Genomic DNA, 21831 nt, shown 5'->3' with positions numbered 1-21831 from the left:
ATTGGTCTTTCCTGTCCGGAAAGGCTATGAATCCGCATGTCGCAGCCCTTCGATCTCAGCCTGTTTCCAGACCTTCCGCCCGAGGTTGTGAAGGCGTTCGAGGCCGCGCAGTTCGAGCTGTCGGTGGAGCGTGCGGCGCGTCAGCATGAACAGGCGGTGGGGGCCGAGAAGGACGCCTTCATCACCGAACTGAAGGCCCTGATCGAAAAGCTGGAAGGCCAGGTCGGACAATACCGGCATGCGAAGTTCGGGCCGAAATCGGAAAAGCTGGACCCTGCACAGCTCGAGCTGGCGCTGGAGGATCTGGAAGCCGCCATCGCCGAAACCCAGGAACAGATTGCCGCGGTCGAGGCGAAGATCTCGGCCAGCGAGACCGATCCCGAGAAGAAGGTGCCGGGCAAGAAGCGCAAGGCGCGCTCCTTGCCGCAGCATCTACCACGCGTCGAGCGTGTCATCGAGCCAGACAGCATTGTCTGCCCTTGCGGCTGTGGCGACATGGTCCGGATCGGGGAGGACCGAACCGAGCGCCTGGATTACATCCCGGCACGCTATCAGGTGATCGTCTCCGTCCGCCCGAAATACGCCTGTCCCAAAGGGCGTACGGGCGTGGTTCAGGCGAGAGCTGCAGCGCATCTTCTGGAGGGCAGCTGGCCCACCGAGGCGCTCCTGGCGCAGATCGCGGTGTCCAAGCATTCCGAACACATGCCCCTCAACCGCCAGGCCGTGGTCATGGCGCGGCACGGTGTGCCGATCGACCGATCGGTCCTCGCCGACTGGATGGGTCGGACCGGTGCGTTGATCGCCCCGGTCGTGGACCGCATGGCGGTGCTGCTGAAACAGGGCAGCACCCGGCTCTATGTCGACGAAACCACCGCCCCCGTGCTGGACCCCGGGCGAGGCAAGACGAAGGCCGGTTATCTCTGGGCGGTGCTGCGCGATGACCGGGGCTGGAACGGCCCCGCACCGCCGGGGGTGGTGTTCCACTATCGCCCCGGCCGGAAGGGCGACTATGCCAATGAGATACTGACCGGCTTCAATGGCACGATCCAGGTTGACGCTTATGGCGCCTATACCCACCTGGCCACACCAAAGCGCACGGGCGGCGATCCCTTGCGGTTGGCTTTCTGCTGGGCCCATGGACGGCGCAAGCTGATCAAGGCCAAGCCGAAAAAGGGCTCGCCCATCGTCGACGAGGCGCTGGTGCGCATCGCAGCGCTCTACAAGGTCGAGGATGTCATCCGCGGGGCGGACCCCGTTCATCGCCGGGCGGTTCGCCTGGAATTGTCCTGCCCTCTGGTGGATCAGTTCTTCGCCTGGCTGGCCGCCCAGGCCGCACGCATCTCGCGCAAATCCGACCTCGGCGTCGCGCTCGCATACATGCTGAGGCGCCAGGACGGCTTCCGGCTTTTCCTCGAGGATGGCCATGTCGACATGGACTCCAACCTGGTCGAGAATGCCATCCGCAGCCCGGCCATGAACCGCCGCAACGCGCTTTTTGCCGGCCACGATGAGGGCGGCCGGTCGTGGGCGCGCTTCGCCAGCCTGATCGGATCCTGCAAGATGAACGGCGTCGAACCCTATGCCTACCTGCGTGATCTCTTCACCAGGCTCGCCAACGGCCATCTAGACAAGGACATCGATGCGTTGATGCCGTGGGCCTATGCCGCCACCCCCAGCCCCTCACAATGAGCTCATCCGGGAGTCCCCAGTGAGCTCATTCTGAGCACTCACGAAGGCCAAAGCGCCAGCCGGGCGCACCAAGAACCTGAACCGCAAGCGAAATCACGATGGGGCGGGAACGGCGCATACTGATTACCTTTGCAAGATCTGGACATCCGATCCGGACAGATTCATTCTAAACCTGATCCACCAGATACCGGGACTGAACAACTAACCCCTTCTACGTCCCCAGTGGGCTCAACAAACGCACAAACAGTCCTCTAATATGAATATGAGTTTCAAGAATGTCTCTCCTTTCAGCCGTTGAGCCGACGTTTCATCTTGGTGTAACATCACTTAATTCGACGTATGGCGCCTATTGTGAGATCGGGCAAGGTTCGCGCATTCTCAATTCGAGTTTTGGTGATTATGCCTATTGTGACCAGCTCGCCGATATCGCCAATACCAGCGTTGGCAAGTTTTCTAACATCGCTGCGATGACCCGGATCGGCCCGACTGATCATCCATTTACTCGTGCAGCTCAACACCATTTTCTCTACCGCTCCGCGAGCTATTGGGAAGACGTCGAGAACGATCAAGATTTCTTCGCGGCCCGCGTCGCCCGCCGCACCGTGCTAGGGCCGGACTGCTGGATCGGGCATGGCGCGATCATCAAACCCGAGGTGACAATCGGGGCAGGTGCGATCGTGGGCGCGGGCGCAGTTGTAACCAAAGATGTTGCCCCATTCGCGGTTGTGGGTGGCGTCAGCGCATCCTTGATCAGATATCGTTTCGAACCCGAAATTATTGACGGGCTACTAGCGCTTTGCTGGTGGGACTGGAGTCATAGCAAACTGCAGGAGGCTTTGCCGGATTTCCGTGCCATGCCTGCGGAGGCGTTTATAGAAAAATACCATCGTCCCAAAGTCAGAAGCTGATTTAATACTTACGTGGCGACGCACTAGGTAACCATATGTAACCAAATTTATTAGAAAATTTGTACTGCAATGCTGGAAGCATCGGCTTTCGGTGGAAGACCGGCTATCAAACGATTTGTGCAACGAATCATGTCAAGTGCACCATCGCGTAAACCACGATGGTGCCGACGCTTGCTGTGTTGGATCTCTAGCGCGCGAGCTCGAGACGCTGTAGATAATCCATCGACTGCCCGATCCGGGTGTTGTCGCGTAGTTCGAGCAACAGGCGTGGTGCATGGTCCAGCGCCGCGATGGCACGGAATACCGAAGGCCACAGGATATTGCCTTCGCCAATGGCCCAATGCCTATCAGCATATCCGTCAGCATCCTGTAGATGGACGTGCGCAAGTTGCTTGCCCGCGTCTTGGATGAAGTAATCGACGGGATGTGCCCCGGACGAACCATGCGCCAGCTGTGCGTGACCGGTATCCACTGAAAGCTGCAAAGCGTTGGAATCGAAAGTATCAACCAATGCGCGGCGTAGCGCAGGCTCGACATCCATGATGTTTTCCAAGGCTAGAACGACGCCTTGGTCCTCCGCACGTTTTACGACCTTGGCCAGCGTGTCATGTGTGTATTCTATTACGCGGTCCCGGCTTCCGGGGACATTGTCGAGATTGTTGTGGTCCCATGTCGTGTACGGCGAATGGATCACCATCAGCGTCGCATTGACGGCGTCGCAGACGTCCAGTCCCTGCATCATGCGGTTTTCGACCACGCGGCGGATCGCAGGGTCCATCGAATGGACGGTGAAGCCCCAGAAAGGCCCGTGAATACCGATGCGACCATTGTGGCCGTCAAGCACACGATTTGCGTGATCTGCCAGCTCCTGCCAGTCGCCGTCGAGCACATCGGCCATGTGGAAGCTCTGGAGTTCAATATCTCGGTCCATCTCGAACAGCCACTGGCGGTGCAACTCTAGATCGGGAACGGGCAGGCAGGCGCCAATTACGGGGAGGGGGTTGGCCATGTGTAGGCTCCTTGTCTTGTATCAACAGGGAGAGGCGTAAGCGGGCTTGATGACCTTTCAGTATCACTCGGACTGAAAAAGCATCTGTCGAAAGTCATCGCAGCGTCATGCCGGGGTCATCAGATTTTCATCCAGAGTTCGAGTAACCGTCGCGGTCTCAGCAGAGGTTGTCCCCATCGCCCCGTCGGGCGTGGTCCAGTTGCCGTCTTTGCCCCATCGGCTCCTATCCCGACTTCAGCATTGCTTCGCGGTGCCAGATCTGAGGAACAAAATGACAAGTATTCGTCCCATCAAGCAGGCCGTGCGCCTTGTCGCCATGGCGACAACTGCCGGCAGCCTGCTCGCCGCACCAGTCTTGGCGCAGGACCGGCCTACCGTGACGGTCGCCGTTCAGGATATCGTCACGTCCGGCGCACTCGATGTGATGCGCGAACAATCCAATGTCGGCGCACGTGTCTTCTACTCGATCTTCGAATCCCTAATCGATTTTGAGCGTCAGAACCCCGATCTGCCTCAGATACCGATGCTGGCCACTGAGTGGACGCAGATCGACCCGCTGACTGTCGAGCTGAAACTGCGTGAAGGCGTGGTTTTTCACAACGGCGAGACGATGGATGCCGATGACGTGGTCTTTACGTTCTCAGACGAACGCTTCGGCCTTCTTCCGGAACAGCAAGCCGCCCTCGAAGCCGGTGAGGAATTCTTCACCCATAGCGAGACGGGCGTGGAGGGCTTTGTGCCGCCGCCTGAAGTGGGTGCCGTCTATGAGCGATCATGGCCGCTGCTGGACCGAGTCGAAAAAGTCGACGAAATGACTGTCCGCTTCGTCACCACCACCCCGGACCCGACCCTGATTGGCCGACTGTCGCGTGGCTCAGAAATCTATTCCGAGGAAGGCTATCGCGCCGCCGAATCCTGGATTGCCCATTCACAGGCTCCGATCGGGACCGGTCCCTACAAGGTTGTTCGGTTCGAAGACGACAACATCCTAGAGCTCGAGTCCCATGACGCATACTGGGGCGGAACGCCGCCGATCCAAACATTGCGCTTCATCGTCGTGCCCGAAGTTGCCAGCCGGGTGAATGGTCTGTTGTCGGGCGAGTATGACATCATCACCGATATTCCGCCTGACCAGATCAACACCGTTGATAGCCAGGATGGCTTCCATGTCGTTGGCGGCCCGATCACAAACCACCGCCTGATGGTATTCGACAAGAATAACGGCGTGATGCAGAACCCGCTTGTACGGCGCGCGCTGACCCACGCGATCGACCGCGAGTTGATCGTCGACACGCTCTGGGGTGGCCGCACACAGGTGCCAGCCGGGCTGCAGTGGGAATTTTTTGGCGACATGTTCATCGAGGGCTGGACAGTGCCGGAATACAATCCCGAACTCGCTCGTCAGTTGCTCGACGAAGCAGGTTACGACGGCGAGCCAATCCAGATGCGAGTGCTGAACAACTACTACACAAATCAGGTATCGACCGCCCAGATCAACGCTGAAAGCTTCCGACAGATCGGGCTGAACATCGATTTTCAGATGAAGGAAAACTGGGAGCAGATTTCTGACAACTCTGATGGTAGCCGCGGGATCCGTGACTGGTCGAACTCGGCCCCTTACCCTGACCCGGTGGCGTCTATCGTGAACCAGCATTGCCAGAACGGTGGCCAGCAGCAGAACGGCGAATGGACCAACGAGGAATTCAACGAGAACTGCATCATTCTCGAAACCTCGATGGACCAAGACACGCGCAAAGCTGCATTCGCCCGGATGCTCGAAATCATCGAGCGCGAAGACCCTGGCTATACAGTGCTGCATCAGAACGCGATCTTCTACGGCAAGCGTGAAGACATCACCTGGGAGTGGTCAGGCCTGCAATCCATGGATTTCCGCGCCGAGAATTTCTCGGTGGGTGGCAGCAAATAGAGACCCGACACAAATCAGGCCGGGGCAAACCGTTTTTGCCCCGGCCGAGTTTGCAGCTATTATTCCGGAGCCGGACATGACCCACAGCGATGAACCCCTGATGAGGCTCGAGGGGCTTACCGTCGATTTCGATATCGGCAGGCGTTATGTGCGGGCGCTGCATGGGGTCGATCTGACAGTTCGGCGAGGTGAGACGCTCGGGGTCGTCGGGGAGAGCGGCTGCGGCAAGTCCATCACTTGGCTGGCCGCGCTTGCACTGCTTGGCAAAAGTACGAAAATCTCCGGCTCAGTGCGGTTTGACGGACAGGAGCTTGTCGGCATGGCGGCGCGTGACCTCTGCCGTATCCGGGGCGGGCGCGTTGCGCTCATCTTTCAAGACCCTGCCAGCGCGCTGAACCCGGTACATCGCATCGGAACCCAGATTGGCGAAGCGTTGCGTCTGCATCGTGGCCTGCGTGGTGCCGAGGCGCGCAAAGCGGCGCGTGACCTGATCGACCGTGTGGGTATCTCCAATCCCGATCAGCGCCTGAATGAATATCCGCACGAACTTTCGGGAGGTATGAACCAGCGCGTGATGATCGCCATGGCGCTGGCGGGAGATCCCGACTTGCTGATCGCCGACGAGCCCACAACCGCACTCGATGTGACGATCCAGGCGCAGATCCTTGATCTGTTGCGCACTCTCCAGGCCGAGACGGGGATGGGGATGGTGCTGATCTCGCATGATCTCGGGGTGATCTCCGATGTGGCTGACCGTGTCGCGGTGATGTATGCGGGCCGCGTGATCGAGGAAGCGCCTGCTGTAGCACTCTTTGATGCGCCAGCTCATCCCTATAGTTCCGGTCTTCTTGCAGCCTTGCCCGATATGGAAGGCCCGCGTCGTAGACTTGAAGCGATCCCCGGTGCCGTGCCCGCGCCGCACGACCTGCCCCCGGGTTGTGCATTTGCTGCACGATGCGCGGCACGGCGTGACATGTGTGAGGAGAGTCCGCCGCGTCTGCGCGAAGTACCTTGGGCTAACCTGTCGCGGCGCGCTGCCTGTGAACGGCTGGAAGTGCTGAACCCGAAAAGAACAGCCGCCGTTCCTGCTGCTCCTGCTGTGCAGCGGGTGTTGGCATGACCGCGCCGCTACTTTCCGTTCGCAACCTGACGCGACATTACGCAATTCGCACTTCTTCAGGGTTCTGGGGGGGGCATGCCGTTCTCAAGGCCGTCGATGGCGTCAGTTTCGATATTCCCCGCGGCGGCGTGCTGGGGCTGGTGGGTGAATCCGGGTGCGGCAAATCCACAACCGCCAAACTGGTGCTCGGCCATCTTGCCCCGACCGGCGGCAGCGTCATCTTCAGTGGTGCCGAAGTGCCTGTAGACCGGCGCGAAGACTGGCGGCGCCTGCGCCGCCGGATGCAGATGATCTATCAAGACCCTTTGGGTGCCCTCGATCGCCGTCTGCCGATCCTGAACCAGATAGCCGAGCCTTTCGCAATCCATTTTCCGTTGATGTCCCGATCCGAACGGGCAGAGAAAGCTGCGGCGCTAATGGCAGCGGTAGGTCTGCGCCCCGATCAATCCGACAGTTATCCGCATGAACTTTCGGGAGGGCAGAGGCAGCGCGTCGTCATCGCCCGCGCATTGGCCCTCGAGCCGGAGCTTCTCGTATGCGACGAGCCGGTATCTGCGCTGGATGTGTCGATACAGGCGCAAGTGCTTAACCTGTTGACCGATCTACGCGAACGTACGGGCTTCGCCGCGCTCTTCATCAGCCACGATCTGAAGGTCGTACGCCAGATGGCAGACCGCGTTGCGGTCATGTATCTTGGCCGGATCGTTGAGGAAGGCGCGCCGGAAGAGGTGTTTCACGCGCCGCTCCATCCTTACACGCAAGCGCTTGTGTCTGCTTCACCCAGCCCTCGCCATCGCAACCGTCCCCGCATTGTGCTGCGCGGCGACCCCCCCAACCCGGTGAATGTGCCTACTGGATGCCCGTTCCATCCGCGCTGTCCGATCGCGGCCGCGCGATGTTCCATAGATGTTCCGCCCTTGCGCCTTGACGCGGGCCGTGCCGTTGCTTGCCACCTTGCCGGCAAGGATGACGGCATTTTACGCCCCGCGCCTATGCCAAAAGCGCTCAAGGAGACAGCGTAATGGTTTTCTTCGCCCTGAGCCGCATCCTGCGAGCCCTCATCACAGTCGTGCTGATCGTTACCTTGGCCTTCGTGATCCTGCGCATGACAGGTGACCCCTCGATCATCATACTCGGCCCGGAAGCCCCGCCACTTGCCTATGAAGCCTTCCGTCGCAACTGGGGCCTCGATCAGCCGCTGATCATCCAGTACTTTAAATACTTCTGGGCGATCCTACAGGGTGATCTGGGCCGTTCCATGCGCGATGGTCAAGACGCTCTGGGGGTGGTGATGGACCGCGTTCCCCTTACCCTCGCGTTGACGCTTCCAGCCCTGGCAATGAACCTCATCCTTGGACTAAGCGCCGGGATCTTCGCGGCGCTCAACCGCAACAGTTGGATCGACCGGGCGATCATGACAATTTCAGTCATCGGTTTCACCGTCCCAAGCTTCGTGATGGGCTTGGTGCTGGCTTTGGTCTTCGCTGTGAAGCTGAAGGTTCTGCCCTCGGGCGGCTCCGAGACATGGCTCCATGCGGTGCTGCCGGTCGTGACCATGGGAATGATCGGCGCTGCAGTCATCGCGCGGTTCACACGATCGGCCATGCTGGAAGTGCTGGGCCAGCCGTATATCCGGACTGCCTCCGGCAAAGGGTTGAGTTGGCCTGCTGTGGTGCTGCGCCATGCGCTGCCCAACGCTGCCATCCCGACGCTGACGATCATCGGCTTCATGGTTGGCTCATTGGTTGCCGGAGCGGTCGTAGTTGAGAGCATCTTTTCCTGGCCAGGTGTCGGACGTTTGCTTGTTCAGGCTGTGGCGAGCCGCGATCTCGCCGTCGTGCAGGCGATCTTACTGTTGATCGGTTTCACGATGGTCGGTGCAAACTTGATAGTTGATCTGGCCTATGGCTGGGTTGATCCGCGCCTGCGTGCTGAGCGCAGCCTGCCTATAAAATAAGTTTCAAAGGACGATGAGATGAGCACGACTGAACCTAGCTCGGCCCCCCGCTCGGCATCGGTATTTACCGCGAAATCGCGCCTGCGCTCCTTTTTCCAGAAATGGCCGCCGGCAATACTGCTCGCTCTCGCAGTAATCGGGCTAATGGTGGGGACTACATTTCTGGGGCATTTACTACCACTGCCGGAATATCAGGCCATGGACCTGCGCGACAGGCTGGTGGAGCCGGTCTTCATGGAGGGATCATGGAGTCACCCGCTCGGTACTGACGAGCTTGGCCGAGACGTGCTATCAAGGTTGGTTGCATCCATCCAGATCAGTCTGACGATTGCATTTCTGGCCACGCTTGTCGCCGCGACACTGGGAGTTGCACTGGGATTTCTTGCCGCTTTCGCGCGCGGCAAAGTCGAGCAAGTGATTCTAATTGCAATCGATGCACAAGCTGCAATGCCTTTTATGATCATCGCGCTGGCCGTGCTTGCTTTTCTGGGAAATTCGCTGACGCTATTCACTGTCCTGCTAGGCTTCTATGGATGGGAAAGAATCGCGCGTATCGCCCGCGGCCTCGCTATTGCCGCGCAGGAACAGAACTACGCCGCCGCCGTGCGCGATCTCGGAGCCTCCCCTGTACGAGTTTACGGGATGCATATTCTGCCTAACATCGCTTCAACATTACTTGTTTCAATGACTTTGAACTTCCCCGAAGTAATCTTGCTCGAATCCGGTCTGTCGTTTTTGGGGCTGGGTGTGCAGCCGCCCGAGACGAGCCTTGGTGCGATGGTAGGATATGGGCGTGATTATATTCAATCCGCACCTTGGATCATGCTGGCCCCTGCTGCAGTGATCGTGGTGACGACGCTCTGCATCTCTCTGATCGGTGACTGGCTGCGAGACCTCTTCGATCCAACGCTGACATAAGGGCGCTTTTGCTTTATAACGATCTCGGTCTTGGTGCATTGGCACGAACGATGCCATTCGTTAGCGCGAAAGAGCTTTGGCGCGCCCTGGCTTCTAAATCAGCTCGTTCCACACGCCGATTCACACGGTACCGCCCAAATCGACGGTAATCAAAGCCCGAGATTCAAACGGGGGCGCTGCTTGTTTCTCCAGAACTGCGGCAAATCCTGTGGCTTCCATCGGGCCACTTAGCAGGAACCCTTGGAACGTCTTGCATCCCATTGAGGCAAGCAAGTTCCGCTGCATTTCCGTCTCCACGCCTTCGACCGTAACAGATATTCCCATGGCACGCGCCATTCCAAAAATTGCCCGGACCAAGTGGTCGTTTTCTTGGTCTTTACCAAGTCGCGCCACAAAAGTTCGGTCGATTTTCACGCAGTCTACCCGGTGGTCACGCAGATATTGGAGAGACGAGTTGCCGGTGGCAAAATCGTCCAAGGCAATTCTGATGCCAATTGAACGAAGCCGGATAAGCGTATTCTTGATTGCGCTGCTTTGCTCCAAGACAATTTTTTCCGTAAGTTCAAGTTCTAAAGATGTGGGGGCCAATCCAGAGGACTCGAGTGCACGACGAACTGTTGCGAAGAAGTCCGGGTCTTTTAGCTGCAGTGGGGATACGTTGACCGCAACCTTCACAAGGTTGGTTCGAGCGGCAAAGTGACAGGCTTCGTCGAGCACCCATTGGCCGAGTTTGTCGATAAGTCCGTGATCCTCGGCGATCTTGATAAAAATTTCAGGGGAAAGTGCTCCATGAATGGGATGATCCCAACGGCACAATGCCTCAGCGCCCATCACGTCACCTTTTTCATCATAGAAGGGCTGATAAACCAGCTTCAGTCCGGTATTGAGCCGGAGGGCCGTGCGCAGGTCGCTTTCAATGCATTTTTGCTGCTGAGCAGGGTTGATCAGATCGTTCTCGAACAAATTAAAGCAGCCTTTACCCGCAGCTTTTGCCCGGTAGAGGGCTATATCGGCGCGCTGCATCAACGCGTCGCGATCGTTGTCCTCAGGCCTAGCCCTCACCGCGCCGACGCTGGCGCCGATGCAGCCGGAACGTCCCAAGAGTTCATACGGACGGGACAGTTCTTCCACTATCTTTGTGCAGATGTGGCGAAGCGCATGATCGTCGGTCATGTTTGGCAAAAGGATCATGAACTCATCCCCGCCAAACCGAGCGACAGTGTCTCCTGTACGAAGCAAGTCGGTTAGTCGGCTGCCCACTTGGCGGATCAACTCGTCTCCGGCCGGGTGGCCGAGTGAGTCATTGATACTTTTGAACCTGTCGAGATCGATGGCTAGAAGCGCGACCGTCTGGCCGCTTCTCGCGGCGCCGTGCAGCGCTTGCGCAAGCCTGTCCTGGAAAAGTGTCCGGTTGGGCAGTCCAGTCAGGGCATCGTGATTGGCCAGAAATCGAGCCTGCGCCTCGCTTACCTGCAACTGACCAGATACCCGCAAAAGTCGGCGGGTGATCCACCAGAGCAAGAGCGCAACCGCCAAGCCGCTCGCCAGCAGCACCGGCAACATCTTGTTCAGAAGGATCATTCCAGGCCGTTCAGGCTTCCAGACCAGCCAGGCGATTGTCTCTCCAGATAAATCGGTTACGGGGATGCCCGCCAGCCCCGCTGCTGGAGATCCAGTTGTGAATGCCAGGTTCTGGAGTTCGACAGGCCCCCCGATTTGCTGTGCGAAGGTAGCATCAAGATTGCGTACGGCAACATGGAGTGCCTCGGTGCCAGGTCTCTGTGGGACGTTTCCGGTATCAGAAATGATCGGGACAACGCTGACGATGGCATTTCCTGCATCAAACCGAAGAGGAGCCACAACGGAGATCTCGGAAAGCTCTTCGTAGGGATTGTCCAGTCCTTCGCTGGCCCGAGCCATATCTGAGCGGAGCTTGGTCACAAGCGGGGCGATAGCTTGAGCCCGGACATCATAGATATCAGGTGAACGTCGTTCCCCGGCGACAGAGGCAAAAACAGGTTCGCCTGCCCGGTCCAGAACATAGCTTTCACTGTGCCCGAAGTAATCCTGCATCCAGAAGCCGAGGTTTGCGTCTATCCACTCGTCATCGCCGTTCCTGGTTCTTAGGACCGCATCGTCCCAAATCGTCGCGCTTTGCTGCTGTTCGGGAAGGCGAGTGATTTCCGCAGCAAGATTGCGTGCTGCGAACCGTTCCTGCCTATCTGCCGAAGTCGTGTCCGTCATGTTGATTGCGTTGTGACCAACAAGAAGTAGGCTCAAAGAACCCAAAGTCAGAATGATCAGCACCGAGCCAACGATCTGCACTGAAAGGGAGTGTCGTTTGTTCAGGCTCGTCAACATGGATCTCCGGCGGTTTCCTCTCCTTTATCAGACAACCTGTGGGAGAAGAAGAGATCACTTGTTAACCTTAAGGGTAGATCATCTTTAACATGACATCTCCGAAGTAGGCTTGTCACCGGCGATGACCCAAATTGTGTTGATAGGCCTGCTGAAGAAAATCGACACCGGAGTGATGAGGATATGGCAGGAACCAATGGCCACGCCGGAGACGGTTTGGCCCCAAAGGGCTCTGCCGGGCATTGGAATGGCCCAGCCTTGCACCGTGCCCTGTGTCCCGTACCGGACAGCTGCAGATCTCGACCAACTCACAGCTCACCAAAGGGTGCGAAAATCGAAAACCATCGGACGTGACCGCTGGAGGGAGGAGGGCGGCAGGTCCGATGGCCTTCAAGGTGGTTCGCCGGACCCGCAGGGAGGAGGAGGGCAGGCCCAGAGAAAAGTTGAAGCGGTGTTGCCTCATGCGTTCAGATTGCGTGGTCCGATGCAGCGTGTCACGGACTGACGCCGCGTTGCGGCATCAGCTTTCGGCGTCGCTTAGAAAAGTGCCAACATGCATACATTTTGCACATACAATAGGCTGCACGATTTGCATCAGCTTCCTGATATGTGCGCCTGACAATAAGTTCGATCGACCAAAGGTTGATCAAGTGGAACCCGGCGCAGCCGATCAGGCTTGCTCCCGGCAATCATGGACGTTTTGAGAGCGGACAGAGATCTTGGGGAGACTGTTCAATGCCAAATCGTGACTATCAAAAGATGTTTATGGCAGCGGGCATGCCCAAAAATCAGATTGAGAGCGTCCTCGATCACTTCCACGCCACCGGCGAGGCTGCTGACATCACCACGGTAGCCGAGTATGACGTGGCCAAATCGATATACGTTGTGATGGATGCCTCTGTTCCATCAGGGGACTTCCACAGCCCCGTGGCGCGCTATCTCATTTCTCTCGGCGCCCAGATATCGGGTTGGGAAGATCGGGTAGCTGAAGATGCCGCTGACACATTCGTCTCCCTATCGAGCTGACGAGACCCATAGGGGCGGTGCCTACAGAGCCCGTGGGCAAGACTTGACGGAACACCTACGGCGCCGAACCGTTGGCTGGCGTAAGGAGCACCGCACATCCTTATGGAGAAGCCCCCGCACCTTTGACGGTAGCGGGGGCTTTTTTACAGCAGGTGCATCCGAATATTGAGGGACAACCGTAGCGTGCTAGATTATGGCATGATAGTCCTGTGTCTCGCATGCAACCATGAGTCGCCGATGACAATCTACAGGTATAGGGCTATCCGCAAAGTTGATGGCACGTTGATCACCTCAAATACGATCGACGACGTTCTTGAAGCTGGCATCCTCTCGATGAAGATGACGGTTCTCGCGGGTCTCATTCATGCGCATCCGATGGCTAAAGGCCTGCGACATGAAGATATTGTCCTGCGAATGCGATCCGTACGCACAAGAAGAGGCGCTCTGACGACTGACCAACTGCCTGGGTGACCCGGCAGCTGCATGGGTTACGGCGATCCTTCCGCTGAGGAAACAGGGGCTGCATCCACGCGTCGTCCCGGCGTTGATCCGAAACACCTCGCCAACGCGCTGTGGCTAAACCGGTTCGCGGGTCGCCTCCTGCCTCGCGAAGTCCAGCACGAAGCGCGTTCCCGGTCCGCCGTCCTGCCATTCCATCTGCCCGCGCAGCTGGGAACTGAGCCCCGCGATCAGCGTCATCCCCAGGCTGCCGGACGCTTCGGCGTCAAAATCGGGGGGCAGGCCCCGTCCCTGGTCCGAGACGGTCAGCCGCAACCGCCCCGGACCGGCTTCCTCAACCGTCATCTGCACATCGCCCGCACCCGCCGGATAGGCGTATTTGAAGGCGTTGGTCACCAGCTCGTTCACCAGGAGCGCCAGCGGCACGGCCTGATCGGTCGCGATCGACACCGGGGCGAAGGTGCAGCTCAGCGTCTGGCCGGGACGGGCGGTGGTGCGGAGCTGGTCGCACAGCTCGCCCAGGAACGCGGCCAGCTGGACGCTGTGCACCTCGTCGGCGCGCCACAGCCGGTCGTGGACCTGCGCGATGGTCGTCACGCGGGCCTCGGCATCGTCCAGCGCCTTGGCCAGGGCGGGGTCCGACGACTCGCGCCGCTGCATGCTCAGAAGCCCCGCCACCATCGCCAGGCTGTTCTTGACCCGGTGGCTGATCTCGCGCGTCAGCACCTCCTGATGGGCGACCGCCGCGCGCAGGCGCGCCTCGCTGGCCCGCAGCGCCTCCTCGACGTGATGGCGCTCGATCGCCACGCCCAGCAGGTTGGCGAAGCCCTGCAGGAAGGCCAGGTCGGCCGTGGTGAAGCGCCCCTCGGTCGGGCTGTCCACCTCGAGGATGCCATAGCGGCTGGCCTCGCCCTGCACGGGCACGTTGATCGCGCGCCGGATGCCGTGGTCCCGCAGCAGGGTCGGGGTCCGGAACCGCGTCTCGCCCTCCAGATGGTTCGAGATGACCGGCTCGCCCGTAAGGGTTTAACGGAAATAAGACAAGGCTTCGATCTCTCCATTGAGCAACTGGCTCTGGTAGTTACCCCAACTGCATCCGAACCGGTGACTTACCGGTTGGCAATAGTTCGGTCCCTTCACACAACCAGTAAGTTTACGCGGAGTAGCGCTCAGATTGTACGCCCGTTACCGAGTGTGGACAGGCAAAGCGGCTCTGCGCACGCTGAATGAACCGAAGGAGAAACGCCCATAACTGCCTGCAGAGTGTCACTGACGCAACGTCAAAAGCGAGGTCGATCCGGTATTCAAAATCAGCATTTGTTTGTGCCCTGATTGTGCTTAAAAGGAAATTTCAAACCTAGCGAAAGGATAGGCCATGCAGCTTACCCGGCTTGTGTATGCATCAAATCATGGTGGAATAGATATAGACACTCTACGTGAAATTTCCGAGATTTCAACTGTGAACAATAGCCGAGATGGAATAACGGGTTTTCTCGTAGCAAGCGAAGAAGACTTCATGGAGTTTTTGGAAGGGAGCCGAACCGCCATCGCCCAAAGCTTCATAAGAATTGTGCAAGACGATCGCCATAGGCACATCAGGGTACTTTTAGCCGGACCAATTAAAAATCGCATTTGTGCTAATTGGACCATGCATAGTGTCGAACTTGCCCAAATTGATGCCGATATTATGACGCGCTACTGGGTTAATGGCTCTTTCAGTCCCGATGAATTATCAGCAGAAGAACTGGAAAACCTTTGCTTCGAGTTGTGTTCGACGGCTTCGGATTATCCAGAAATATCTCCATTTACTACCCCGAAAAGTTAATTCACGCATCGTTTGCCGCCCACCCAAAAGGCATTCGTCTTCAAGGGTGGGCGCATATGGAACCGGCCAGAGCTCAAAACAACGGCTAAGTCTCCACCCCAGTAACGTCACGCCAATGGTGATGAAGCAACGCGGCACAGAAGGGGCCACTACTCGTCCACCAGTTCCCAAAACCCATATTTGCGCCCGTGCTTTTGCTTGAGAGCCTGAACAAACGTCTCGTGCGTGGGAAAATCGCCGTAGTCATCGATGGACGCATCGCACGACTGGCATTCGGCCAGGTGACGCGCCGCGTATCGGTATCGCTTGGACTTCCCCCCATCCAGCGTGTCCTGAACCATGATGCGACGCATCATTGTCGCAGCCAACGGATATTGAGGTTCAAGGGCGGCGGCCCCTGTCGTCAATATATGGTAAGAATTTCCATCCAGATCGTTCGCCCGCGTCAGCACTACCTTCGCCGCACGCTCATGAGCTGGCCACTCAATGAGGAAGCTGATGGCCAATTCGATGAAGGGGAAAGTTTCGGCGAAGTCCAAAGCTGTTCGCTCTGCATCGATGTCCTCGAAGTCAGGAAGCAGCTTCAAGTATTTCCGGAGGCTGCGCTTGCTCAGGTTCTGCCGAAAAGCGTTCCATAGGTGGTCTTTTAGCGCGACCACCTTACCCAGTTTTTCGAGGCATTCCTCGTAGACCTTATTGAGGTCGTCGCCGGACATCCTGAATGATTTCGCGCTTTCGGCCGTCTTTGCGCGTTCGATGATGGCAAGGGCGTCTTCGATGCGGCCCGCATCCAGCAACCTGCGAGCGACGCCGGGCGCAATGGTTGCGTAGGTCAGTTGCTCTTCCGAGTAACGGGCCATGTAGGCGTCGACATCACCTTGGGCGTCCGCAATATCGGCCAGGATGATCGACCTGGTGCCCTGTTTCTGCCGATAAGCAATCTCTTCGGGCGAGCTTGAAAAGCCGTAGCCTGCGTATCGGTCCAGATCCTGGGTGATGGGCGGCTGTGCTGCCCACGCCTCGGTGATCTGCTTCAAGTGATCAAGGCCATCGGTTCCCAAGGCTTCTGCCGTCGCTGGAATGATCCCATCGAACTCGCCATAGCCTGCCTCTGCAACGGCTTCGAGTATCCGCTCGGCCAATGTTTCAGGGTCAGGCGACAACCGAGGTGCGATCGCGGCAATCAGATCAACAGCCTCAGCCATCACGCCCCCGACTGCGCCGTTGCTGTCGTCTGTGCGTTCGTAAATCGAAGGAGCGAGTTGCAGAAACGACCAGAGCAGTTCAAAGGCCTCGCTGGCGTCCACTGCAGCTATGTTGCTTTCGATTGCGCCCAGAAGGCCATCGAGATCCTTGACCAGCGCTCGTTGCTGGCGCCAGTCGATATAGCTGGTCGAGCGCCGGAGCGAAGCGAAGCGTTTCCGGATATCAGCGGCGACGTCTTTTGGCCCCTGCGCAGCGCTGAGTTCCATCCGTGCGCGTCGCTGAAGTGTCGCGCTACCCTGCACCAGATCCATCACCAATCCGGCTAGCGTCTCCGAACCCAGCTTCTGTAGATTTTCTTTGTTCAGGGTCTTCTTGGACATGGGTTGGCGATACCAGTGCTCTCGTGGGTCATAAACACTCTACAGCGCCGGTGCCTCAAGGCAATCTTGCCCTAGGAGGCGGGTGGCGGTTCGCCGGTGGCGCAGAGGGCGATGGAGCGGCACGGTGCACCGTAGATCCATGATCAGCCTTGCGCTGAGGGATCTCTTGGAAACGCCGTGTCGCCGTGGCACGCTGAACTGCAGATCTTCAACAGGAGGCGTTACTATCCTGCGGTCTGGGCAGAAAAACGGGATGGTTGTGGTGGCAAGGATGGAGTTTCATCATGGATGACAAACGCACACAAAAGGTCCGGGATCGGGCACACGCTCTCTGGGAGCAAGCCGGCCGTCCACAGGGGCAGGATGCCGAACACTGGTCGCAGGCCGAGCGCGAGATTGCGGCAGAGGAAGGGGCAGGGGCGTCCGCCCCGGCCGCGAAGGTCGGAGGCCGAGGGCGCAAGGCGACGACACCCAGGAGCGAGGTCGCGGACGCACCGAAAGCGAGGCGAGGCCGGCCGCCCAAGGCGGCAGCTGAGGCAGCCACCGAGCCTTCGGCAGATGCCCCGAAAGCGACCAGGGGTCGCAAACCGAAAGCTGTGGCTGAGGAGGGCGATGTTCCCAAGGCAAAGCGGGGCCGTAAGCCGAAGGTGGTCGCCGAAGGATCTGACGCGGCCGAGTAGGGGAGCCGTGGGATGTGCCGCGCATGACGCCGCAGGCCGACAGCGGAACGGAAGTGGTGGCGGGCCTGGTCGAGCGGGTCACGTTCCACAACGCTGAGACTGGCTTTTGCGTCCTGCGGGTCAAGGCGCGAGGGCATCGGGATCTTGTCACCGTCGTGGGACATGCCGCGATGATCTCCGCAGGGGAGTGGATCACGGCGTCCGGCATCTGGCTCAACGACCGCACCCATGGTCTGCAGTTCAAGGCGCACTTTCTGAAGACCCATGCACCCTCCACCCGTGAGGGGATCGAAAAGTACCTGGGCTCCGGCATGATCCGCGGGATCGGGCCTGTCTATGCCCGGCGGCTGGTCAAGCAGTTCGGCACCGATGTCTTTGATATCATCGAAGCGACACCCGAACGTCTGAGCGAGGTCGAAGGCATTGGTCCTCTCCGGGCGGCGAAGATCACCACGGGTTGGGCGAACCAGAAGGTCATTCGCGAGATCATGGTCTTCCTGCATCAGCACGCTGTGGGGACAGCGCGCGCGGTGCGGATCTTCAAGACCTACGGCACCGACGCCGTGCAGGTGATGAGCGAGAACCCGTATCGCTTGGCTAGGGACATCCGCGGCATCGGCTTTCGCACGGCAGACACAATCGCAGAAAAGCTCGGGATCGAGAAAACCGCGGTGATACGTCCGCGCGCGGGGGTGTCGTTTGCGCTGGCAGAGGCAATGGGCAACGGCCACTGCGGCCTGCCACGCCTGGAGTTGATTGCGCTTGCGGAAAAGCTTCTCGACGTGCCCGCGACGCTGATCGAGAGCGCCCTGCACGAGGAGCTTGACGAAGGCACGGTCATCGCAGACCGGGTCGGGGATGCGGCTTGCATCTTCCTGACAGGGCTTTACCAGGCAGAGCGCGCAATCGCGGAGCACTTCTAGCGGATCCGGAGGGCGCCTCTGCCCTGGTCGGCAATCGACGCCGACAAGGCCCTGCCATGGATCGAGCAGAAGACGGGTCTGACCCTTGCGGCCAGCCAGGCAGAGGCCATTCGCCTGGCGCTGAGGTCCAAGGTCCTGGTGATCACCGGGGGACCCGGCGTGGGCAAGACCACGATCGTGAACTCGATCCTCCGCATCCTGGCCGCCAAGGCCGTGAAGCTTTTGCTGTGCGCGCCGACCGGACGCGCCGCCAAACGCATGTCCGAGGCCACGGGCATGGAGGCCAGGACCATTCACCGGCTCCTGGAGTTCGACCCCAAGGCCTTTGGCTTCACGCGCAGTGACGAGAACCCGCTTGATTGCGATCTGCTTGTGTTTCGGCGTGCAAAACTGACCCCCTTGGCGGGGTAATCGGCGTCCAATTTTGACCCCCCTCGGGTTTCATCTGACCATCCGTTGCGAGGCAGCGGATGGAGGGGGAGTTGAAGCGAGTGGATACGATAGCGCGGGTGCGTCGGGCGTTTCATGTGCAGGGCTGGTCGATGAAGCGCATCGTCCGGGACCTGCATGTGTCGCGCAACACGGTGCGCAAGATCCTGCGGTCAGACGAGACGGACTTCACCTACGAGCGTGACCATCAGCCGATGCCGCGGGTTGGGCCCTGGCAGTCGGAGGTGGATCGGTTCCTAGTTGCCAATGAAGGCAAGGCGTCGCGAGAACGGCTGACCCTGATCCGGATCTACGAGGAGGTCCGGTCACTCGGCTACGAGGGCAGTTACGATGCAATCCGGCGTTACGCCAAGACTTGGTCGAAGGCGCGCGGATCAGCGGCTGCCGAAGCCTACGTGCCGCTCTACTATGCGCCCGGCGAGGCCTACCAATTCGACTGGAGCCATGAGGTCGTGCTGATCAACGGCGTGACGACGACGGTCAAGGTCGCGCATGTCAGGCTCTGCCACAGCCGCATGATGTTCGCCCGGGCGTATATGCGCGAGAGCCAGGAGCCTCAGCCATCGGGCTCAAACCGATGGCGCCGCGGTGGCTTCGATGTTCGACGCGCATGACCGGGCCTTCGCCTTCTTCAAGGGCACTTGCACGCGCGGGATCTACGACAACATGAAGACGGCGGTCGAGGCGGTCTTTATCGGCAAGGAGCGGCTCTACAATCGGCGCTTTTTGCAGATGTGCAGCCACTATCTGGTTCAGCCGGTTGCCTGCACGCCTGCGTCGGGCTGGGAGAAAGGCCAGGTCGAGAACCAGGTTGGCCTTGTGCGCGAACGGTTCTTCACCCCAAGGCTTCGGGTCAGGAGCCTGGACGAGCTGAACGTCTGGCTGCTCGACAAATGCATCGCCTATGCGAAGGCGCACAAGCACCCTGAGCGCAGCGATCAGATGATCTGGCAGATGTTCGAGACAGAGCGCGCGACCCTCGTCCCCTATGTCGGCTCGTTTGACGGCTTCCATTCCGTTCCGGCCTCCGTCTCCAAGACCTGCCTCGTCCGGTTCGACAACAACAGGTATTCCGTGATCTCGACGGCTGTCGGACGGCCCGTCGAAGTCCACGCTTATGCCGAGAAGATCGTCATCCGGCAGGACGGGGTCATCGTGGCAGAACATTCCCGCTGCTTTGGCAGGAACGAGACGGTCTACGATCCCTGGCACTATGTGCCTGTTCTGGCACGCAAACCCGGCGCCTTACGGAATGGTGCCCCGTTCCAGAACTGGGTGCTGCCGACCGCGATAGCGACGGTGCGCCGCAAGCTCAAGAGCATGAATGACGGCGACCGACAGATGGTGGCAATCCTCGGCTGCGTCGCGACCGATGGCCTCCTTGCTGTGGAAGCCGCGTGCCAGGAGGCCCTCGCACAGGGCGTCTTTTCGGCGCCGGTCATCATCAACATCCTCGCGCGCAGCCGGGACCCGGCACCACCTCCATTGCTTCTCACCCCCACCGCGTTGCGGCTGACCCACGAGCCCGTGGCTGATTGCGCACGCTACGACAGCCTCAGGAGGACAAACTACGATGGAACGCACCCAGGTTCTGGAATTGATGGCCACTCTCAAGCTCTACGGGATGCGCAGCGCCTATGACGAGATCATGGCCACCAGTATCAAGCGCCAGTTCGAACCGCCCCGTATTGTCGGTGATCTGTTGCAGTCAGAGATCGCCGAGAAGCAGGCCCGATCGATCAAGTATCAGCTCACCGTGGCAAAGCTGCCGCTCGCGAAGGATATCGAAGACTTCGACTTTGCCGACACACCGGTCAACGAGGGCCTGGTGCGCGATCTTGCGACTGGCACATTCGTGGCCGACCAGCGCAATGTCGTGCTGATCGGTGGCACTGGCACGGGAAAGTCACATCTCGCCATCGCGATCGCTCGCGCCTTGATACGGAACGGCACCCGAGGCCGCTTCTTCAACGTGGTCGATCTGGTGAACAGGCTCGATACCGAGAGCCGCAGCGGTAAACAGGGGCGCACGGCCGAATACCTGACCCGTCTCGACTTCATCGTACTCGACGAACTGGGATATCTTCCATTCGCTCAGGCAGGCGGCCAGTTGCTGTTCCACCTGATCAGCAAGCTCTACGAGCGCACGTCCATCATCGTCACGACGAACCTTGCCTTCGGCGAATGGCCGGCCGTCTTCGGCGATGCCAAGATGACAACGGCCCTGCTCGACCGCCTCACGCATCACTGCGAGATCCTCGAAACCGGCAACGAGTCCTGGCGCTTCAAGAACCGCGCCTGATCAGGGTCTGTCCCGCCTCCGCAACATGATCAGCTGCGTCGGGACAGACCCTGATCACCACACAGCTAAGGGGTCAAAATTGCACGCCGAAAGGGGGTCAATATTGGGCGCCGATTGACACGCCTTCGAGAGCCATGTCACTGAGGACCAATCAGTGACGCCTTTAATATCACAGTCCAGAACAATGCGGCCTTTTGACGCGAACTTAAGCGTCATCAAAGAATCGCAGGCTTTGATCGCTGTTAACACATGAAGAGGCTACTTGCCCTGTGGCGGGGCGATCTGCCCCTGGCAGATGCCTTCTGGACATGGATGGTCTTGATCGGTCTGTTTGTCAAAGTAACCACGACCATTATGCTTCTGACGCTGCTGTCCCTCGACCGACCATGGATGGCACTGCTATTTGGCTATGGCCTCTCAGTGCCCTATAACGTCATCGCAGTTGTTGGGGTGTGGCGGTCGGCTGATCATGATCAGCATCCTGGCGCCCGGGCCGACCTTGCCCGCGGAGCAAGCGCCGTTCTGATGATCGTGTTCAGCGTGACGTAAGGGCATTGTCGATCACCTTTCGAGTGTGATGGTCATTCCTTCACGTCATGTTCTGGCCAAGGCGGCACGATTTTCAGCAAACGGCTGCGCGAGAATGCTCTATGAAACCTGCATCGTCGATCAAATGGCGAGGTGATCGCCGAGA

Annotated in this window: 16 protein-coding genes and 3 pseudogenes; 14 read left to right on the top strand and 5 right to left on the bottom strand. The window is 59.1% G+C overall.

Annotated features, from left to right (window positions below; genetic code table 11):
- Positions 1 to 36 precede the first annotated feature (36 nt).
- Both tnpC and E4191_RS19380 read left to right on the top strand, forming a co-directional pair.
- The gene (tnpC, locus tag E4191_RS19385; protein ID WP_139615504.1) at positions 37 to 1689 is read left to right on the top strand and encodes an IS66 family transposase; all 1653 of its coding nucleotides are present in this window, start codon (positions 37 to 39) and stop codon (positions 1687 to 1689) included.
- Between the two features lie 275 nt (positions 1690 to 1964).
- Positions 1965 to 2597 (top strand): LbetaH domain-containing protein, encoded by a 633-nt coding sequence (locus E4191_RS19380; RefSeq protein WP_139616046.1) that lies wholly within the window; start codon positions 1965 to 1967, stop codon positions 2595 to 2597.
- A 187-nt stretch (positions 2598 to 2784) separates the two neighbouring features.
- On the opposite strand, the gene E4191_RS19375 is transcribed toward E4191_RS19380, so the two are convergent.
- On the bottom strand, positions 2785 to 3606 hold the full coding sequence (locus tag E4191_RS19375) for a sugar phosphate isomerase/epimerase family protein (RefSeq protein ID WP_139616045.1): 822 nt from the start codon (positions 3604 to 3606) through the stop codon (positions 2785 to 2787).
- Positions 3607 to 3877: 271 nt separating this feature from the next.
- On the opposite strand from E4191_RS19375, the gene E4191_RS19370 reads away from it, so the two are divergent.
- The 5 genes from E4191_RS19370 (at position 3878) to E4191_RS19350 (ending at position 9528) form a co-directional block, all read left to right on the top strand.
- Positions 3878 to 5533, top strand: a complete 1656-nt coding sequence (locus tag E4191_RS19370; protein WP_139616044.1) for an ABC transporter substrate-binding protein — start codon at positions 3878 to 3880, stop codon at positions 5531 to 5533.
- A gap of 76 nt (positions 5534 to 5609) precedes the next feature.
- A complete protein-coding gene (locus E4191_RS19365) occupies positions 5610 to 6653 on the top strand; it encodes an ABC transporter ATP-binding protein (RefSeq protein ID WP_139616043.1) in 1044 nt (347 codons plus the stop codon).
- The gene (locus E4191_RS19360) at positions 6650 to 7675 is read left to right on the top strand and encodes an ABC transporter ATP-binding protein (RefSeq protein ID WP_139616042.1); all 1026 of its coding nucleotides are present in this window, start codon (positions 6650 to 6652) and stop codon (positions 7673 to 7675) included. Before E4191_RS19365 ends, E4191_RS19360 begins: the two co-directional genes overlap by 4 nt.
- The gene (locus E4191_RS19355) at positions 7675 to 8610 is read left to right on the top strand and encodes an ABC transporter permease (RefSeq protein ID WP_139616041.1); all 936 of its coding nucleotides are present in this window, start codon (positions 7675 to 7677) and stop codon (positions 8608 to 8610) included. The genes E4191_RS19360 and E4191_RS19355 overlap by 1 nt, the downstream gene beginning before the upstream one ends.
- Before the next feature lie 18 nt (positions 8611 to 8628).
- On the top strand, positions 8629 to 9528 hold the full coding sequence (locus tag E4191_RS19350) for an ABC transporter permease (protein ID WP_139616040.1): 900 nt from the start codon (positions 8629 to 8631) through the stop codon (positions 9526 to 9528).
- A gap of 120 nt (positions 9529 to 9648) precedes the next feature.
- Here E4191_RS19350 and E4191_RS19345 read toward each other — a convergent pair whose 3' ends face one another.
- Positions 9649 to 11889 (bottom strand): putative bifunctional diguanylate cyclase/phosphodiesterase, encoded by a 2241-nt coding sequence (locus E4191_RS19345; protein ID WP_139616039.1) that lies wholly within the window; start codon positions 11887 to 11889, stop codon positions 9649 to 9651.
- A 639-nt stretch (positions 11890 to 12528) separates the two neighbouring features.
- Here E4191_RS19345 and E4191_RS19340 point away from each other — a divergent pair.
- Entirely contained in the window at positions 12529 to 12912 is a 384-nt protein-coding gene (locus E4191_RS19340; protein ID WP_139616038.1) for a hypothetical protein, read from the top strand.
- Between the two features lie 576 nt (positions 12913 to 13488).
- On the opposite strand, the gene E4191_RS24920 is transcribed toward E4191_RS19340, so the two are convergent.
- Positions 13489 to 14097 carry a sensor histidine kinase gene (locus tag E4191_RS24920; RefSeq protein WP_407947091.1) on the bottom strand — a complete coding sequence of 203 codons (609 nt, stop codon included), beginning with the start codon at positions 14095 to 14097 and terminating at the stop codon, positions 13489 to 13491.
- Positions 14098 to 14178: 81 nt separating this feature from the next.
- Positions 14179 to 14379, bottom strand: a pseudogene (locus E4191_RS24915) (GAF domain-containing protein); the annotation flags it as partial.
- A gap of 367 nt (positions 14380 to 14746) precedes the next feature.
- Between E4191_RS24915 and E4191_RS19330 the strand changes: the two are divergent.
- Positions 14747 to 15196 carry a BLUF domain-containing protein gene (locus E4191_RS19330; RefSeq protein ID WP_139616036.1) on the top strand — a complete coding sequence of 150 codons (450 nt, stop codon included), beginning with the start codon at positions 14747 to 14749 and terminating at the stop codon, positions 15194 to 15196.
- A 149-nt stretch (positions 15197 to 15345) separates the two neighbouring features.
- Here E4191_RS19330 and E4191_RS19325 read toward each other — a convergent pair whose 3' ends face one another.
- Positions 15346 to 16782, bottom strand: coding sequence for a DUF6880 family protein (locus E4191_RS19325; protein ID WP_139616035.1), 1437 nt, complete (start codon positions 16780 to 16782; stop codon positions 15346 to 15348).
- A 284-nt stretch (positions 16783 to 17066) separates the two neighbouring features.
- Here E4191_RS19325 and E4191_RS24045 point away from each other — a divergent pair, with 284 nt between their 5' ends.
- From E4191_RS24045 to E4191_RS19300, 5 genes and pseudogenes are all read left to right on the top strand, one after another.
- Entirely contained in the window at positions 17067 to 17462 is a 396-nt protein-coding gene (locus E4191_RS24045) for a DUF2934 domain-containing protein (RefSeq protein WP_139616034.1), read from the top strand.
- A gap of 23 nt (positions 17463 to 17485) precedes the next feature.
- Positions 17486 to 18760: pseudogene (locus E4191_RS19315) on the top strand (helix-hairpin-helix domain-containing protein); the annotation flags it as partial.
- A gap of 107 nt (positions 18761 to 18867) precedes the next feature.
- Positions 18868 to 20476: pseudogene (gene istA / locus E4191_RS19310) on the top strand (IS21 family transposase).
- Complete coding sequence (istB, locus tag E4191_RS19305) at positions 20409 to 21137, top strand: IS21-like element helper ATPase IstB (RefSeq protein ID WP_135312210.1); 729 nt, start codon at positions 20409 to 20411, stop codon at positions 21135 to 21137. The pseudogene istA and the gene istB overlap by 68 nt, the downstream one beginning before the upstream one ends.
- 318 nt (positions 21138 to 21455) lie before the next feature.
- Positions 21456 to 21686 carry a hypothetical protein gene (locus E4191_RS19300; RefSeq protein ID WP_228461851.1) on the top strand — a complete coding sequence of 77 codons (231 nt, stop codon included), beginning with the start codon at positions 21456 to 21458 and terminating at the stop codon, positions 21684 to 21686.
- Positions 21687 to 21831: the final 145 nt, after the last annotated feature.

The sequence above is a fragment of the Paracoccus liaowanqingii genome (genome assembly GCF_004683865.2).
Taxonomy (GTDB): Bacteria; Pseudomonadota; Alphaproteobacteria; order Rhodobacterales; family Rhodobacteraceae; genus Paracoccus; species Paracoccus liaowanqingii.
The sequence above is the reverse complement of the archived record's forward strand: the minus strand, read 5'-3'. Positions and strand labels throughout refer to the sequence as shown.

Coding starts and splice junctions, on each gene's coding strand:
- tnpC (WP_139615504.1), top strand. CDS start 37: ATGTCGCAGCCCTTCGATCTCAGCCTGTTTCCAGACCTTCCGCCCGAG.
- E4191_RS19380 (WP_139616046.1), top strand. CDS start 1,965: ATGTCTCTCCTTTCAGCCGTTGAGCCGACGTTTCATCTTGGTGTAACA.
- E4191_RS19375 (WP_139616045.1), bottom strand. CDS start 3,606: ATGGCCAACCCCCTCCCCGTAATTGGCGCCTGCCTGCCCGTTCCCGAT.
- E4191_RS19370 (WP_139616044.1), top strand. CDS start 3,878: ATGACAAGTATTCGTCCCATCAAGCAGGCCGTGCGCCTTGTCGCCATG.
- E4191_RS19365 (WP_139616043.1), top strand. CDS start 5,610: ATGACCCACAGCGATGAACCCCTGATGAGGCTCGAGGGGCTTACCGTC.
- E4191_RS19360 (WP_139616042.1), top strand. CDS start 6,650: ATGACCGCGCCGCTACTTTCCGTTCGCAACCTGACGCGACATTACGCA.
- E4191_RS19355 (WP_139616041.1), top strand. CDS start 7,675: ATGGTTTTCTTCGCCCTGAGCCGCATCCTGCGAGCCCTCATCACAGTC.
- E4191_RS19350 (WP_139616040.1), top strand. CDS start 8,629: ATGAGCACGACTGAACCTAGCTCGGCCCCCCGCTCGGCATCGGTATTT.
- E4191_RS19345 (WP_139616039.1), bottom strand. CDS start 11,889: ATGTTGACGAGCCTGAACAAACGACACTCCCTTTCAGTGCAGATCGTT.
- E4191_RS19330 (WP_139616036.1), top strand. CDS start 14,747: ATGCAGCTTACCCGGCTTGTGTATGCATCAAATCATGGTGGAATAGAT.
- E4191_RS19325 (WP_139616035.1), bottom strand. CDS start 16,782: ATGTCCAAGAAGACCCTGAACAAAGAAAATCTACAGAAGCTGGGTTCG.
- E4191_RS24045 (WP_139616034.1), top strand. CDS start 17,067: ATGGATGACAAACGCACACAAAAGGTCCGGGATCGGGCACACGCTCTC.
- istB (WP_135312210.1), top strand. CDS start 20,409: ATGGAACGCACCCAGGTTCTGGAATTGATGGCCACTCTCAAGCTCTAC.